Source organism: Caldicellulosiruptor sp. DIB 104C (genome assembly GCF_028198085.1).
GTDB lineage: Bacteria > Bacillota > Thermoanaerobacteria > Caldicellulosiruptorales > Caldicellulosiruptoraceae > Caldicellulosiruptor > Caldicellulosiruptor saccharolyticus.
Genome location: NZ_CP116337.1, coordinates 1,221,861 through 1,235,511, shown reverse-complemented (window position 1 = coordinate 1,235,511; position 13,651 = coordinate 1,221,861). Strand labels below are relative to the sequence as shown.

Genomic DNA, 13,651 nt, shown 5'->3' with positions numbered 1-13,651 from the left:
GTGAAAACATAAGATGCAATTTGAAAGGGCCGACAGGGTTGCTGAGGAAATAAAAAAAGAGATAAGTGACATAATACAGCATGAGCTTAAAGACCCACGGATATGTGCAGAACTCATAAGTATAGTGAAGGTCAATATGAGTAAAGACTTAAGATATGCGAAAGTCTTTGTGAGTATTTTTGACAAAAATAAGGATAATATTACAAGTACTATGAAAGCTTTAGAAAATGCCAAACCTTATATAAGAAGAGAGATTTCTCGAAGGATAAACTTGAGATTTTCACCAGAGATATCATTTGAGTTAGATGATTCAATTGAATATGGTGCTCGAATTTCAAAAATCCTCAATCAATTGAACATTACAAAGAATGAGGAAGAGGAAGAAGAAAAATCTTTAGATGAAAGCGAAGGTGAACTGGAGAATTGATAGAGAGCAAGATTATAAATTGTCTTTTGAACTCAAACAAAATTGCAATTGTCTCACATGAAAATCCTGACGGTGATTGTATTGGTTCTATGCTTGCCTTATACTTAGCCTTGACAAAGAAGGGCAAAAGTCCACGGATGTTTTTAAAAAACAATGTCCCAAAGAATCTATCATTTTTACCTGCTGCAAACAAGATAGAGATTAAAGATGAGATTGACGAAATGTTTGATGTTTTGGTGTTATTAGACACTGGTGAGCTTGAGAGAACTGGTATAAAAAATATTAAAAGTTGTTATAAAAAACTGGTCAATATTGACCATCATGTAACAAGTGAAGGGATTGGAGATTATTACTATATAAATTCATCTGCTGCAGCAACTGGCGAAATTGTATATCAGTTGGTAAAGCTTATGGGCATTGATAACGACAAAGATATAGCAACTTGTCTTTATACAAGTATTTTTACAGACACAGGTGGATTTAAATATTCAAATACTACATCAGTAACACATCAAATTGCTGGCGACCTTATAAATATGGGTATTAACTTTGTGTATATTGTAAATAAAGTGTTTGACGAGATGAGTTTATCAAAGTTTAACCTTTTAAAGGATACTTTGCAAACTTTAGAGCTCTTTGAAGAGAACAAGATAGCATTTTTGACAATTACGAAGGAGATGTTCGAAAGAAACAACGCATCTCGAGATGAAACAGAAAATATTATAAGCTTTGCAAAGAACATTGAAGGTGTTGAAGTGGCTGCCCTGTTCATTGAAGAAGACAGCAGAATAAAAGTAAGTCTTAGATCGAAATATTATCTTGATGTAGCAGCCATTTCAAAAGAATTTGGAGGCGGCGGCCATCCTAGGGCAGCCGGTTTTAGTGTAAGTAACTTAGAGTTAAACCAGATAAAGAATAACCTATTACTGAGGCTCAAAAGTGATGTTAAATGAATGGAATACTATTGGTTGATAAACCAGTGGGACTTACTTCTCATGATGTTGTTGAGTATGTAAGAAAACTCTTTAAAACAAAAGTTGGGCACTGCGGAACACTTGACCCATTTGCAAGTGGGCTTTTAGTGCTTTTGATAGGTGAGGCAACAAAACTTTCATCCTTCTTCACCAAAACAAAAAAGACTTATATAGCTACAATGCAGTTTGGAATTAAAACAGATACACTTGACACAACAGGGAGAGTGCAGTTGCGGAATAATATCTTCATAGAGCAAAGTGAAATTGAAGATTGCCTAAAAGACTTAAAAGGAGAGGTAGAACTTTCAGTTCCTATCTACTCTGCAAAGAAAGTAAATGGTAGGAAACTATACGAGTACGCAAGAGAGGGAATTGACATTGAAATTCCAAAGATTAAGAGTATCATATATAGTATAGAGATGATAAATTATTGCTATCCTTATATGACATTTGCTGTTGAGTGCAGTCATGGCACATATATAAGGAGCTTGGCTGAAAAAATAGCAAATAAGCTTTCTACTGTTGCCACTTTAGTTCAGCTAAGAAGGGCAAAAAGTGGGGTTTTTGATATCAAGGCTGCTTCTTCATTAGACTTTATTTCAAAAAACAGTATTATTCCTTTAGAAAATCTGATTTCCAATGAGATAGTTGTGAATGAGTCTGCATATAAAAAGCTAATAAATGGTAATCCTTTGACAAGGAAAGATATAATAGAGGTTAAATTAAATAATAGTCTTTTTGAAGATTTTTACAAAATCAGTATGAAAGATACTTTTTTTGTTTACAAAAGAGAAGGGGATAGATTTAAATATCTATTGAAGGTGGAAAATTACAGATGAACATTTATCAGAGGATACTCACAAGAAATGACGCGCCAGCAGTTGCTTTAGGATTTTTTGATGGTTTTCACATAGGGCATAAAAAATTATTTGAGGTTTTAACTTCAAGTGCTAATCAGTGCAAAAAGGTAGTTTTTACTTTTAAAAATCACCCTGACAAATTGCTTGGGCTTGACACCAAATATATTCTTACAAATAGTGAAAGGTTAGAATTTTTTGGAAAATATGAAATTGATGATGTATATTTTATTGAATTCAACAAAGAATTTATGCAGATAGACAAAGATAGGTTTATTGAAGATATCTTGATTAAAAAGCTAAATGTTTCCTTGGTGGTAGTTGGATATGACTTTACATTTGGCTATAAGGCTGAGGGAAATAGCAAATATCTGTGCGAAAAACTCAAAAACTTTGGCAGAAAGTGTGTAGTCATTGAACCAGTCAAATACCAGGGACAGGTTGTAAGCAGCACACTCATTCGAAACTTGATAATGGATGGCAATATAAAACTTGCAAATTTGTTGCTGGGTTATAACTTTTTTATCAAGGGCATTGTCAAAAGAGGAAACAGATTGGGCAGAAAAATGGGTTTTCCAACTCTTAACATAGGATTTGAAAAAAACAAGGTTGTACCAAAAAATGGAGTGTATGTAACAAATACAATTATTGACAACAAGAGATATCTTTCGCTTACAAATGTAGGTTTTAATCCTACGGTGTCGAAAACTCAGAACATAAAAATTGAGACTCATGTTTTGGATTTTGAAAAAGAAGCATATGGTAAGGAGATAACTGTTGAGTTCATTAGTTTTATTCGAGATGAAAAAAAATTTGTCAATTTGCAAGAACTCAAAAATCAGATTAACAAAGACATTGAATATGTAAAAGCTCTATTTTGCAAAGCAAGCATATAGACATCCCAAAAGATTTTTGTTACAATATGCTATGTGCTAACCTGAGTCCTTGTTAGAGGATACTCCCAGCCTTTAACAAAGATTCAGGCATTTAAAAAAGAAAAGGGAGGTGTAAAGAGAATGCTCACAAAGGAACAGAAGCAGGAGATAATCAAGAAGTACCAGCTTCATGAATCTGACACGGGTTCTCCAGAGGTTCAGATTGCTCTTTTGACAGAGAGAATAAATAGGCTAAACGAGCACCTACAGATTCATAAGAAAGACTTTCATTCAAGAAGAGGTCTTTTGAAGATGGTAGGTCAGAGAAGGAAACTTCTCAACTATCTGAAAGAATATGATATAAATAGATATCGTGAGCTGATAGAAAAATTAGGACTCAGAAAGTAAAGTCACAAAACTGGAGCGGTGTAGCCGCTCCATTATTTTAGAGAGAGGTGGTTGAGTTTGGAAAGTAAAATTTATAAAATGGAGCTTGCAGGAAGGGAGCTGAGTTTTGAGATTGGTAAATATGCACTTTTGGCGAATGGAGCAGTGCTTGCAAGATACGGTGACACAGCTGTTTTAGTAACTGCTTGTGCTTCAGAAAAACCGAGAGAGGGTATAAACTTTTTCCCATTGACAGTTGACTATGAAGAAAGACTATATTCTGTGGGAAAGATTCCAGGTGGGTTTATCAAAAGAGAAGGAAAACCTTCTGAAAAAGCAATTCTGTCTGCAAGATTAATTGACAGGCCAATACGTCCTCTTTTCCCAAAAGACTTTTATCATGATGTATCTGTCATCGCAACAGTTTTGTCAGTTGATCCTGACAATCCACCTGATGTTTTGGCAATGCTTGGCTCATCAGTTGCTCTATCAATATCTGATATTCCATTTGAAGGTCCAACAGGCTCTGTGTTGGTTGGGTATGTGGATGGAAAGATTGTAATCAATCCTACAGCAAAGGAAAGAGAAGTCAGTAAGCTACACCTTGTTGTATCTGGCACAAAAGATAAAGTAATGATGATTGAGGCAGGTGCCCAGGAGATTTCAGAAGACATAATGCTTGAGGCTATTATGACAGCTCAAGAGGAGATTAAAAAGATTGTTGAGTTTATAGAGGGAATAGTAAAAGAAGTTGGAAAGCCAAAGATGCAATATGAAAAAAGAGTAATTCCTGAAGAGATAAAACAAAAAGTAAGAGAACTTGCATATGAAAAAGCATATCAGTATGTTCAGATACCAGATAAGATAGAAAGAGATAAAAAACTTGATGAACTGAAAGAAGAGGTTTTAAAGGTATTTGAAGGCGAGACAGAAGACACACTCCTTTTGGTTGACGATGCACTTTACAACCTTGAAAAAGAGATTGTTCGAAAGATGATTGCTGAAGAGGGCAAAAGACCAGACGGACGCAAATTTGATGAAATCAGACCTCTATATGCTGAGGTAGGGATTTTACCAAGGACTCACGGCTCAGCCCTGTTCAAAAGAGGTTATACTCAGGTTCTGACAGTTGCAACACTTGGAACAAAAGGTGAGATGCAATTTTTAGATGGGCTTGAAGAAGAAGAGGCAAAAAGGTATATGCATCACTACAACTTTCCACCGTATTCAACAGGGGAGTCAAAACCTGTAAGAGGACCTGGTAGAAGAGAAATAGGACATGGTGCTTTAGCAGAGAGGGCACTTGAGCCTGTTATACCTTCAGAAGATGAGTTTCCGTATACAATAAGAGTTGTATCAGAAGTTTTAACATCAAACGGTTCAACCTCACAAGCAAGTGTATGCGGAAGCACTCTTGCACTAATGGATGCTGGTGTTCCTATAAAAGCACCTGTTGCAGGAATATCAATTGGTCTTATTACAAAAGAAGATGGTAGCTTTATCACACTTACCGACATTCAAGGAATAGAGGATTTCTTTGGTGATATGGACTTTAAAGTGGCTGGGACTCGTGAAGGTATAACTGCAATCCAACTTGATATAAAAATCCATGGTTTGACAAAAGAGATAATTGAAAAGGCGTTATATCAGGCAAGAGAAGCAAGACTAAAGATTTTAGACTTTATGCAAACAGTTATTGACAAGCCGCGAAGTGAGCTTTCTCCGTATGCACCCAAAATATTTAAAACTACAGTTGACCCAGAAAAGATTCGTGATATAATTGGTCCTGGTGGTAAGATGATTAATAAAATCATTGCAGAGACAAATGTGAAAATCGATATAGAGCCAGATGGTAGGATATTTGTTGCAGCACCTGATGATATCTCAGGTAACAGAGCGATTAGTATGATTGAAGGTATAGGTCGTGAAATTGAAGTAGGCCAGTTCTTCTTGGGTAAAGTTACAAGAACAGCTTCATATGGGGCGTTTGTTGAAATATATCCTGGTAAAGAAGGGCTTGTTCATATTTCTCAGCTTGACAACAAGAAACTAAAATCGGTTGATGAGGTTGTCAAAGTAGGAGACCTTGTATTAGTAAAGGTTATTGGAATTGACAGACTTGGCCGAATTGCACTTTCTCGAAAGGAAGCTTTAAATGTCACATATTCGCGAAAAGCAAAATAACAAAGAAAGCATAAACCATAAAAAGTGGCTTATGCTTTCTTTTATTTTTTATTTCCCAAATTTTATCTTTTGAAATACTTTGAAAATCCAGTTGAATGATGTAACAAGCATTAAGGCAATTGCAATACTTCCTGCAATTAAAAGTGTTTGAATTCCTGTCTTTATTGCGGTGTCAAAATTATTTTTTATAAGTGCAGTCATTGTATTATACATCCCTGCACCTGGAACAAGAGGTATAATGCCGGGTATAAGAAAGATTGGAACAGGATTTTTTAAAAGTCTTGCAAAGATTTCTGAAAATATGTTCACCATTAAGGCAGCAAAAAATACACCTATAATAGGAGAAAAATTTGACCGTAAAAATATTATGTTTACAAACCAGCCTATCATACCACTTATGCCACAAAAAATCAGTGTTTTTTTGGGTGAATTTGTCAAGATTGCAAACGAGAAACTCACCAAAAACGCTGAAATTAATTGAAACCAGAGACTTTTTTCCAAGTTTTAATCCTCCTTCGAAAAGCCTATTTTAAAATACTTAGAGCAATTCCTGCTCCAGCTGCGATAAAGATAGCTATTAAAAATGCCTCAACTCCTCTTGCAACACCTGAGAGAAGGTCTCCAGCAATTGTATCTCTTATTGCATTTGTTATTGCAACACCTGGGGTCATAATCATAACAGACCCGATAATTATTTTATCTAAATTGATTCCAAGGTGAAAATTTACAGTTATTAATGCCAAGGTGGCTGTAGAGAATCCGCCTATTATATAAGAAATAAAGTAAGATAGTTTTCGCGAATTTAAGATATTCAATATAGCTTGTGTAAATAAACCCACAAAAAAGGCGGAGATGGCATCAACAATTTTTCCACCAAACAATATTGTGGAAAAACAACACACCAAAGCTGCTGCAATTGGTGTCATCCTATTGCTGTAACCTTTTTTGTTTTGTATGTCATTCAAAATCTTTATTGATTGGGCATAACCATACTCATGCTTTTGAAAATCTCTTGAAAACTGGTTAACAAGAGATATCTTGTTTAAATCGATAGTTCTGTTCTTTATTCGCTTCGAAATAGTCAAAAGGTTGTTTTCTTCATCTGCAACTGTTGCAACAATTCCAGTAGGGATGACAAAACTTTCAGCAAATTTCAAGTTTCCTTTTGAACATATCCTTACCATTGTATCTTCAACCCTGTAAGTCTCAGCTCCGTTTTTTAACATTATCTCACCAGCTAAAAGTGCAACTTCAATAAGCTCCTTTGGACTCATCATTTTTAACGTTAGCTCTCCTTTTGTTTAATTTTCAAAAGTCTATAATAAGATTATATAGTACTTCAAACTATCTTGTGAACATTAAAGTTTGTGCAGTGCTTTTCCAGCAAAATGATTGACTTTGAAAGTACAGCTAAAATATAATATACACAAGGACAATTTTAGTGTATAATCATAAATTGCAAACATTGTATATAGGAAATGAAAAAATATTCAGAAAGGGGCATGCAAATGTATTTTTATAATTTAGTAAAGGATACTGACCCTGAAATAGCTGAAGCAATCAAAAATGAGCTAAAAAGGCAGCAAAACAAGATTGAACTCATTGCTTCAGAGAACTTTGTATCTGTTGCTGTGATGGCAGCAATGGGTTCACCTTTGACAAATAAATATGCAGAAGGGTATCCAAACAAAAGATATTATGGTGGCTGTGAGTATATTGATGTTATTGAATCAATTGCTATTGAGAGAGCAAAAAAGCTATTTGGAGCAGAGCATGCAAATGTCCAGCCACACTCTGGTGCTCAGGCAAATATGGCAGTGTATTTTGCAGTGTTGAATCCTGGAGATACAATACTCGGCATGAATCTTTCACATGGTGGGCATCTTACGCATGGAAGTCCTGTTAACTTTTCTGGTAAACTTTATAATATTGTCTCCTATGGTGTTGACCCTGAAACAGAGACAATAGACTATGATGAGGTTTTAAGAATTGCAAAAGAACACAGACCGAAACTAATTTTGGCAGGTGCTTCAGCTTATCCGAGAGTTATTGACTTTAAAAAGTTTAGGGAGATAGCTGACGAGGTTGGTGCATATTTGATGGTTGACATGGCACACATTGCAGGCTTGGTTGCAGCAGGACTTCATCCATCGCCTGTTGAATATGCCGATTTTGTTACCACAACAACTCACAAGACACTTAGAGGTCCTCGAGGGGGGTTAATCCTATGTAAGGAAAAATATGCAAAGCTGATTGACAAGTCTATATTCCCCGGCATTCAAGGGGGACCTTTAGAACATGTAATTGCAGCAAAAGCAGTTGCTCTAAAGGAGGCAATGACAGAAGAGTTTAAAAACTATCAGATTCAGATTTTAAAGAATGCTAAAGCACTCAGTTCAAGGCTAATGGAAAGAGGATTTAGACTTGTGAGTGGTGGCACGGATAATCATTTAATGCTTGTTGATTTGCGAAACAAAGGTATCACTGGTAAAGATGCAGAAAAAAGACTTGACAGCTTGAATATAACATGTAATAAAAATGCAATTCCTTTTGATCCTCAAAGTCCAATGGTGACAAGTGGAATAAGGCTGGGTACTCCAGCTGTGACAACACGTGGGTTTAAGGAAGAAGACATGATAGAAGTTGCGGATATTATTCATGATACTTTGACAAATTCTGATACAGATGATAACATCTTACAAAGGGTTAAAGCATTGTGTGAAAAGTATCCACTTTATAGTGAATTTAGCGAATAGGAATAAAGTTCTGGTGAGTTTAAAATGGATTTTTTTCAGTATTTAGGAGAAAAAAGGCTAAAAAGAGAATCTCCTCTTGCGTATAAGTTAAGACCTAAACGACTTGAAGAGATTGTTGGGCAAGAGCATATTTTAGGTGAAGGTAAACCTCTTTACAATCTCATAAAAAATGATAAGCTTACTTCTATAATATTATATGGACCACCTGGTACAGGAAAGACCACAATTGCTCATGTTATTGCACAGGTTACAAACAAAATCTTTAAATCGATAAATGCAACTATTGCTGGGATTAATGATATAAAAAAGATTATAGAAGAAGCAAAACTTGAATTTTCACAAGGTGGTCGAAAGACAATCTTATTTATTGATGAAATACACAGATTTAACAAACTTCAACAGGATGCACTTTTACCCTCTGTTGAAGAGGGAATAATAGTCTTGATTGGAGCCACAACAGAAAATCCGTTTTATGAGGTCAACAAAGCACTGGTGTCTCGCTCTCTTGTCTTTGAGCTATTTCCTTTAAAGGAAGAGGATATTATAAAGATTATTGACAGAGCAGTCTCAGATAAGGAAAACGGCCTTGGAAAAATGAATGTAAAAGTAGAAGAGAATGCCAAAATACTTATTGCACGGCTTTCTAATGGTGATGCAAGGGTTGCTTTAAATATTTTAGAAGCCTGTGTTTATTCAACAAAGCCTTTGGAAGATGGAACAATTATGATTACCCAAGACACCATAGGCAACCTTTCAAGCAGAAAGGTAAGTCTTTATGATGCCACAGGTGATATGCATTATGATACAATTTCGGCGTTTATCAAAAGCGTAAGGGGTTCTGACCCTGACGCTGCTCTATTTTATCTTGCAAAGATGCTGGATAGCGGTGAGGATATAAAATTTATTGCCAGAAGACTTATAATCTTAGCAGCAGAGGACATTGGTTTGGCAGACCCTATGGCACTAAATGTGGCAACATCTGCTGCATGGGCTTGTGAGTTTGTTGGAATGCCTGAGGCTCGGATAATTTTATCTGAGGCTACTATATACCTTGCATGTGCTCCAAAAAGCAACTCAGCGTATTTAGCAATTGAAAAGGCACTTGAGGATGCTAAAAATACTCCTATTAAAAGCATTCCCATGCACTTGAGAATGGCTTCACATGGTGAAGAAAAACTTGGACATGGAGTAGGGTATCTGTATCCACATGATTTTAAAAATCACTGGATAAAACAGCAATATTTGCCTGATGAGCTTGTTGGAAGAAGGTACTATTATCCTACTGAAATGGGAAAAGAAAAAGAAATAAAAGAGTATATAGAAAATCTTAAAAAAGAAGATGGTAACAAAAGTAGCTGAGATTTTTTAAAAGATCAAGTAAAATGAGAGGAGCAAAGAAAATATGGAAATTGCAAGTTTAGCTTTAAAACTTCACAAGCAGCACAAAGGCAAAATTGCGCTCAAAAGCAAAGTGCCAATAAATGATGCAAATGATTTGAGCATCTATTACACCCCTGGTGTTGCAGAGCCATGTAAAGAGATTGCAAAAGATAGAGAACTTGTTTATGAATACACTTCAAAGTCAAATTGGGTTGCAGTTGTTACAAATGGAACAGCTGTATTAGGATTGGGCAATATTGGTGCCTATGCTGGTCTTCCTGTGATGGAGGGAAAAGCAGTTTTGTTTAAAGAGTTTGGCGGGGTTGACGCTTTTCCTATCTGTATAAATTCAAATGATGTGGAAGAGATTGTAAAGGTAATAAAACTTATTGAACCCTCATTTGGAGGAATAAATCTTGAGGATATAGGGGCTCCTGCATGTTTTGAGGTTGAGGAAAGGCTCATTGAGGAGCTTGATATTCCTGTATTTCATGATGACCAGCACGGGACGGCAGTTGTCGTATTGGCTGCTTTGATAAACTCTTTAAGGCTTGTAAACAAGAAAATCTCAGATGTAAAGATAGTTATCAACGGAGCTGGGGCAGCTGGAATTGCAGTCTCAAAACTTTTGATAAAATACGGGGCACAGAACGTGATTATTTGTGATAGGCTTGGATCAATTTATGATGGAAGAAAAGAAGATATGAACAAATACAAACAAGAAATAGCAAAAATTACCAATAAAGATCTCTTGAGAGGTTCTGTTCATGATGTAATTAAAGGTGCCGATGTCTTTATTGGATTGTCGGTTGCAAACGTGCTTGACGAAAAAGATATAAAGAATATGGCAAAAGATGCTATTGTTATGGCAATATCAAACCCTATACCAGAGATTATGCCAGATAGGGCCAAAAAAGCGGGGGCGAGGATTGTTTGCACAGGCCGCTCCGATTTTAGCAATCAGGTAAACAATGTATTAGCTTTTCCTGGCATTTTTAGGGGAGCGCTTGATGTAAGAGCAAGGAGAATAACCGATGAGATGAAAATTGCAGCAGCAGAAGCGATAGCAAAGATTGCAGATGAGAACTTAAGTGAAGATTATATAATTCCAAAGGCATTTGACAAAAGGACTTCATTTGAGGTAGCCTTGGCTGTGGCAAAAAAGGCAATTGAGCAAGGTATAGCAAAGCTTTATATGAGCGAAGGGGAACTTCAAAGAAAAATTTCACTTATGTTAAATATGTAAAATTGTACAATCTTCCAATAAAGTCTTTACTAAAAAGTACCCTTTTCAAAGGGTACTTTTTTTGTGGACAGTAAGTGCAATATGTAATATAATTTTAATGAGAGACTTATATCCTTATAATTGTGTTGCATTTTAGCCTGATGTAAATATATTACATTTATAAAAAAAAAAAAAAAAAAAAAAAAAAGTTGGAACTTCAAAGTAATGGATTGTAAAAGGTGGGAGGAAGTCTTGTGAATGCTCAAAAGATAGTTATTGAAAGAGAATACATAAAAGTTTCATGGTTTTTAATAGGAGCAGTTGGCCTGTACTTAGTTTTTGATAGGCTTTTGTTTTCGAAAAATTACAATCTCTCCTATTTTTCTGATTGGCTTGTGCCGATTATATTTTTATTTGTATCAGTAGGCTATAACTTCTTTAAAGTATGGCTTTTTAGTGGCAGGGTTGAGATTAGCGAAGAGATTTATAAGTACCTTAAATTTTTTGAGATTATAAATCTTATCTTTTTCTTTGGGTATGAAAAACTGTTTGACCTCATGTTTATTATATCATTGGTATTTTTATTTTACCTCGGAAGAATTAAAATGAGTGGTATCAGACAAGTAGTAGTTATCTTAATATTCTCTTATATTCTTTTCATATTCCGTAATTTTATTTCAGGCGATATAAACATTGAAGTTTTTAGAAATTTATTATACATCCTTTTCTATGTTTTTTGGATTTACAACGCTGGTAAAGTTGAAGTTGTTCAAAGAAATTCAATTAGCAGCTTAGAAGCGCAAGTACAACAAATGGAAGAAAAGATAAAAAATTACGTAGAGTTAAATAAGGCTAAAGATGTGAAGATAAAGGAATTGGAAAGGGAAATAAGCTATCTTAAAGAGATAAATAAAAGACTTAATATCTCTCTTGGTGAGTTTTTCAATCTACAAGAAATCAGTAAAATAATAACTCAAATTTTAGATACTAACGAACTTTTGAAATTTGTAAACGATGTATTGATTGGTGTAACAGGAGTTGACAAGAGTTCTATTTTACTATTTAATAGAGATAAAACAGAGCTATACGTTGCATATTCTAATCTTCCTGAGAATGAACAAAAAGAGAGTTTTAAACAAGAAAAAATTGAATGGCTTAAAAACGTTGCAATGAATTGTGAGAGTGGGTATAGAAATAGAGTAAGAGCAGAAGATTGCCCATTTATTGACGGAAGACCAACAAAGGCGATTATGTATGCCTCTCTTTCTACAAAAAATGACAAGTATGGAGTAATATTGCTTGAACATGTATTTGAAGATATTTTTACAGAGGACAATTTGAGGTTTTTAACTTCTATTGCTGCTCAGGTTTCAATTGCATTAGAAAACTCAAGCCTGTATCAGCAAATGAGAAGTATGGCAATGGTTGATGGCTTGACAGGTGCATATAACCGTATTTACCTATATGAAGTTTTAGAAAAGGAAATTGAAGCTTCAAATGGTAGATATCCTATTAGTGTTGCATTGTTTGACGTTGACAATTTCAAAAAACTCAACGATACATATGGGCATTTGTTTGGAGACAAAGTACTACAGACAATTGTTAGGATAGCGAAAGAAAAGATTAGAAAGGGAGATATTGTGGCAAGGTATGGCGGCGAAGAGTTTGTGATTGTATTTAGTCATCTTGAAAGTTCGGAGGCTTACAAGGTTGTTGAGAGGATAAGAAGAGCAATTGAGAACGAAACAATAGAAGATAATCTTGTCCAGACAAAGATTACAGTGAGCTTTGGAATCTCTTCTTACCCAGCACATGCCGAGAATGTTAAGGATTTGATAAAATGTGCTGATATTGCGATGTACCGTGCAAAAAGCAGTGGGAAAAATTGTACTGTGATATACAATCAGGAATTGGAGATGAAAGTATGAGATGCCCATATTGTGGATATGAAGATAGCAAGGTAATTGACACAAGACCTGCTGATGAAGGAAGGACAATTAAAAGAAGAAGAGAGTGTTTGAAATGTCAGAAGAGATTTACTACATTTGAGAAGATTGAAAGACAGCCTATTTTGGTTATAAAAAAAGACAACCGCCGTGAAGAGTTTGACAGAAGCAAAATTCTCAATGGGATTATAAAAGCATGTCAAAAAAGGCCTGTGTCTATTGAGCAGATGAACAAAATAGTAGATGAGATTGAAAATGAGATTTATAACTCTATGAGAGATGAGATTTCTTCAAGGGAAATAGGCGAAATGGTTATGGAAAAGTTGAAAAAACTTGATGAGATATCGTATGTGCGATTTGCCTCTGTTTACAGGCAATTTAAAGATATAAATACCTTTATAGAAGAGCTTCAGAAACTTTTGACAGAAAAGATAGAATAATCTTAAGAAAGACTGAGAAAAATAAATATTGAATGAGAAAAACTTAAAAAAATCAAGAAATTTGATTAAATTTGAAAGTTGAGATGAATGTGAAAAAATGTATAATAGTAAGTGAAAGTCAAAGATAGTCAAAATCAAATTACAAGTGGCGATGGTTCGCCACTTTAAAAACCTTCCAAAAGTCAAAAAAAGTCAAGAGG

General features: G+C 35.0%; 13 protein-coding genes. 11 read left to right on the top strand and 2 right to left on the bottom strand.

Annotated elements, in window-relative coordinates; all coding sequences use genetic code 11:
• Window positions 1–13 precede the first annotated feature (13 nt).
• From rbfA to PGC14_RS06100, 6 genes are all read left to right on the top strand, one after another.
• Complete coding sequence (rbfA, locus tag PGC14_RS06125; RefSeq protein WP_039764431.1) at window positions 14–427, top strand: 30S ribosome-binding factor RbfA; 414 nt, start codon at window positions 14–16, stop codon at window positions 425–427.
• Complete coding sequence (locus PGC14_RS06120; RefSeq protein WP_039764429.1) at window positions 424–1,380, top strand: DHH family phosphoesterase; 957 nt, start codon at window positions 424–426, stop codon at window positions 1,378–1,380. Before rbfA ends, PGC14_RS06120 begins: the two co-directional genes overlap by 4 nt.
• The gene (gene truB / locus PGC14_RS06115) at window positions 1,377–2,240 is read left to right on the top strand and encodes a tRNA pseudouridine(55) synthase TruB (protein ID WP_039764428.1); all 864 of its coding nucleotides are present in this window, start codon (window positions 1,377–1,379) and stop codon (window positions 2,238–2,240) included. The genes PGC14_RS06120 and truB overlap by 4 nt, the downstream gene beginning before the upstream one ends.
• Complete coding sequence (locus PGC14_RS06110) at window positions 2,237–3,154, top strand: bifunctional riboflavin kinase/FAD synthetase (RefSeq protein WP_039764426.1); 918 nt, start codon at window positions 2,237–2,239, stop codon at window positions 3,152–3,154. The genes truB and PGC14_RS06110 overlap by 4 nt, the downstream gene beginning before the upstream one ends.
• Before the next feature lie 120 nt (window positions 3,155–3,274).
• Window positions 3,275–3,541 carry a 30S ribosomal protein S15 gene (rpsO, locus tag PGC14_RS06105; RefSeq protein WP_011917585.1) on the top strand — a complete coding sequence of 89 codons (267 nt, stop codon included), beginning with the start codon at window positions 3,275–3,277 and terminating at the stop codon, window positions 3,539–3,541.
• Between the two features lie 57 nt (window positions 3,542–3,598).
• Entirely contained in the window at window positions 3,599–5,704 is a 2,106-nt protein-coding gene (locus PGC14_RS06100) for a polyribonucleotide nucleotidyltransferase (protein ID WP_271629788.1), read from the top strand.
• A 48-nt stretch (window positions 5,705–5,752) separates the two neighbouring features.
• Here the strand turns inward: PGC14_RS06100 and PGC14_RS06095 are convergent, their stop codons facing one another.
• Entirely contained in the window at window positions 5,753–6,205 is a 453-nt protein-coding gene (locus PGC14_RS06095; RefSeq protein ID WP_039764423.1) for a threonine/serine exporter family protein, read from the bottom strand.
• A gap of 23 nt (window positions 6,206–6,228) precedes the next feature.
• Entirely contained in the window at window positions 6,229–6,981 is a 753-nt protein-coding gene (locus PGC14_RS06090) for a threonine/serine exporter family protein (RefSeq protein WP_051109291.1), read from the bottom strand.
• Window positions 6,982–7,212: 231 nt separating this feature from the next.
• Here PGC14_RS06090 and glyA point away from each other — a divergent pair, with 231 nt between their 5' ends.
• The 5 genes from glyA to nrdR all read left to right on the top strand — a co-directional run bounded on the left by glyA (window position 7,213) and on the right by nrdR (window position 13,451).
• The gene (gene glyA / locus PGC14_RS06085; protein WP_039764421.1) at window positions 7,213–8,460 is read left to right on the top strand and encodes a serine hydroxymethyltransferase; all 1,248 of its coding nucleotides are present in this window, start codon (window positions 7,213–7,215) and stop codon (window positions 8,458–8,460) included.
• Between the two features lie 24 nt (window positions 8,461–8,484).
• Window positions 8,485–9,819 (top strand): replication-associated recombination protein A, encoded by a 1,335-nt coding sequence (locus PGC14_RS06080; RefSeq protein WP_039764420.1) that lies wholly within the window; start codon window positions 8,485–8,487, stop codon window positions 9,817–9,819.
• Between the two features lie 43 nt (window positions 9,820–9,862).
• The gene (locus PGC14_RS06075) at window positions 9,863–11,086 is read left to right on the top strand and encodes an NAD(P)-dependent malic enzyme (protein WP_271629787.1); all 1,224 of its coding nucleotides are present in this window, start codon (window positions 9,863–9,865) and stop codon (window positions 11,084–11,086) included.
• A 233-nt stretch (window positions 11,087–11,319) separates the two neighbouring features.
• Window positions 11,320–12,993 carry a sensor domain-containing diguanylate cyclase gene (locus PGC14_RS06070; protein ID WP_039764418.1) on the top strand — a complete coding sequence of 558 codons (1,674 nt, stop codon included), beginning with the start codon at window positions 11,320–11,322 and terminating at the stop codon, window positions 12,991–12,993.
• Entirely contained in the window at window positions 12,990–13,451 is a 462-nt protein-coding gene (gene nrdR / locus PGC14_RS06065; RefSeq protein WP_039764417.1) for a transcriptional regulator NrdR, read from the top strand. Before PGC14_RS06070 ends, nrdR begins: the two co-directional genes overlap by 4 nt.
• Window positions 13,452–13,651: the final 200 nt, after the last annotated feature.